Source organism: Streptacidiphilus sp. MAP12-16, assembly GCF_041262165.1.
In the GTDB taxonomy this organism is placed as follows: Bacteria; Actinomycetota; Actinomycetes; order Streptomycetales; family Streptomycetaceae; genus Streptacidiphilus.
This window is the reverse complement of the sequence record NZ_JBGCBY010000073.1, coordinates 1-2,705: the sequence shown is the minus strand read 5'-3', so window position 1 is coordinate 2,705 and position 2,705 is coordinate 1. Positions and strand designations below refer to the sequence as shown.

Below are 2,705 nucleotides of genomic sequence, written 5' to 3'. Positions count from 1 at the left end.
TCGCATGTGGACTGGTCGGCGGGCGCGGTGTCGCTGCTGAGCCAGGAGCAGGTGTGGCCGCAGACGGGGCAGCCGCGTCGGGCGGGTGTGTCCTCGTTCGGCTTCAGCGGTACCAACGCGCACATCATTCTGGAGCAGGCACCGGCCGTTGAGGTCGTTGAGGTCGTTGAGAGCGAGGAGGAGGAGCCTGGGGTCGCGCCTGAGCCTGCGGTGACGTCCTCGATCGTTCCGCTGGTGTTGTCGGCTCGGACGGCGCAGGCTCTGCGGGGTCAGGCTGAGCGGTTGCGGGTGCATCTTGCTGCGCGTGCGGAGCTGGACGTCGTGGATGCGGGCTATTCGTTGGCTACGGCGCGTGCGGTGTTTGAGCATCGCGCGGCATTGGTCGTGCGGGACCGCGAAGAGGTGCTGGAGGGGCTGGACGCGCTCGCGCGCGGGGAGATCCCGGGCAGCGCCACGGTCGGTGTGTCGGCGGGTCCTGGCGGCAAGGTCGCGTTCCTGTTCGCGGGGCAGGGCAGTCAGCGGCTGGGGATGGGGCGTGAGTTGTATGACTCGTTCCCGGTGTTTGCGGCGGCATTCAACGCGGCGTGTGCGGAGCTTGACCGGCACTTGGAGCGTCCGCTGCGGGAGGTGGTCTTCGCGGGGGAGGGGTTGCTGGACCAGACGGCCTTCACGCAGCCGGCGTTGTTCGCGGTTGAGGTGGCGTTGTTCCGTCTGGTGGAGTCGTGGGGTGTGCGGCCGGATGTTTTGGCTGGGCATTCGATCGGTGAGTTGGCGGCTGCGCATGTTGCGGGTGTGTTGTCGTTGGCGGATGCGGCTGTGTTGGTTGCGGCGCGTGGTCGGTTGATGCAGGCGTTGCCGGCCGGTGGTGCGATGGTGGCGGTGCAGGCTAGCGAGGCGGAGGTGCTGCCACTGCTTGCGGGGCGCGAGGCCGACGTGGGCATTGCGGCGGTCAACGGCCCTGGGTCGGTGGTGGTTTCCGGTGTCGAGGATGCAGTGCTTGCGGTCGCTGCGCATTTCGAGGAGTTGGGTCGCCGGACCAGGAGGCTGACGGTCAGTCATGCGTTCCACTCGCCGCTGATGGACGGCATGCTGGCGGAGTTCCGGAAGATTGCCGAGGGGTTGGAGTTCCGCGCCCCGCGCATTCCGGTCGTCTCGACCCTGACCGGGGTGCTCGCCTCGGCGGAAGACCTGTGTTCGGCGGACTACTGGGTGCGCCATGTCCGCGAGGCCGTCCGCTTCCATGACGCCGTCCAGGCTCTGGAAGCCGAAGGCGTCCGAACGTTCCTGGAGTTGGGCCCGGACGGCACGCTCACGGCCATGGCCCAGGGCTGCCTGGACGACGACGTCGCGGCCGAGCTCATGCCGGTCCTGCGCCGGGACCGTGGCGAGGCGGAGAGCGTGACGGCGGCCGTGGCCGGGTTGCACGTGCGCGGGGTGAAGGTGGACTGGGAGGCGGCGTTCGCCGGGCGTGGTGCGCGGCGTGTCGACCTGCCCACGTATGCCTTCCAGCGGGAGCGGTTCTGGCCGCGTCCGTACACCGGGTGGGTCGGCGATGTCGCCTCGGCCGGTCTGGGGTCGGCCGACCATCCGCTGCTGGGCGCGTCGGTCGCTCTGGCGGACGGGGACGGCCACCTGTTCACCGGGCGCCTGTCGCTGGAGATGCATCCGTGGTTGGCCGACCACGCTGTCGGCGAGATGGTGCTGCTGGCGGGCACGGCCTTCGTCGAGCTGGCGATCCGGGCCGGCGACCAGGTCGGCTGCGACCGCCTGGAAGAACTCACGCTGGAGGCACCACTGATCCTGCCCGAGAAGGGCGGGATCCAGGTCCAGGTTTCGGTGGGTGCGCCCGATGCCACTGGGCGACGTCAATTGTCGGTGTTCTCCCATCTGCAGGATGCTCCGGTGGATGAGGGGTGGACGCGTCACGCTGCGGGTGTGTTGTCGTCTGCGGATGTTGTTGCGTCGTTTGGTGTGGGGGAGTGGCCGCCTGTGGGGGCGGAGGCTGTCGTGGTTGATGGCCTGTATGAGGTTTTGGCGGGGGTCGGCCTTGAGTATGGGCCGGTGTTTCGGGGGTTGCGGGCGGCGTGGCGGCTTGGTGGTGAGGTGTTCGCCGAGGTGGCGTTGCCGGAGGAGAGTTGGGCGGAGGCTAGCCAGTTCGGTCTGCACCCGGCGTTGCTCGATGCGGCGCTGCACGCGATTGGTCTTGGTGGGGTTCTGGAGGACACCGGGCAGGCCCGGTTGCCGTTCGCGTGGTCCGGGGTCTCCCTGCACGCGGCGGGCGCCTCCACCTTGCGGGTGCGGATCGCACCCCAGGGCCCCGATACGGTCTCGCTCGCCGTCGCCGACGGCACGGGAGCGCCGGTGGCCTCCGTGGAATCCCTCGTGCTGCGGCCGTTCGCTGCCGACCAGCTACGCGGTGCCGGAGGCGGTTACCACGAGGCCCTGTTCCGCCCCGAGTGGACGGACGTGACTCTGCCGTCCGTCACGTCGGGTGGCACGGTGGTGGTGCTCGGTGGCGACGGCTTGGGTCTGGACAGTGCTGGGCGGTATGCGGATCTGGATGCATTGGTCGAGGCGGTCGTCGGCGGCGTGTCGGTGCCCGACACGGTCGTCGTGCCGATGATGCCGGTGTGGGGTAGTGACCGGGGTGTGGCGGTTGCGGTGCATGCGGCGGTGCATCGGGCCTTGGCTCTGGTGCAGCAGTG

1 protein-coding gene is annotated in these 2,705 nt (G+C 69.5%); it reads left to right on the top strand.

All coding sequences use genetic code 11. The features are described 5' to 3' along the window. The coding region (locus ABIA33_RS37975; protein ID WP_370088799.1) for an acyltransferase domain-containing protein at positions 1–2,705 on the top strand (2,705 nt) is incomplete at both ends.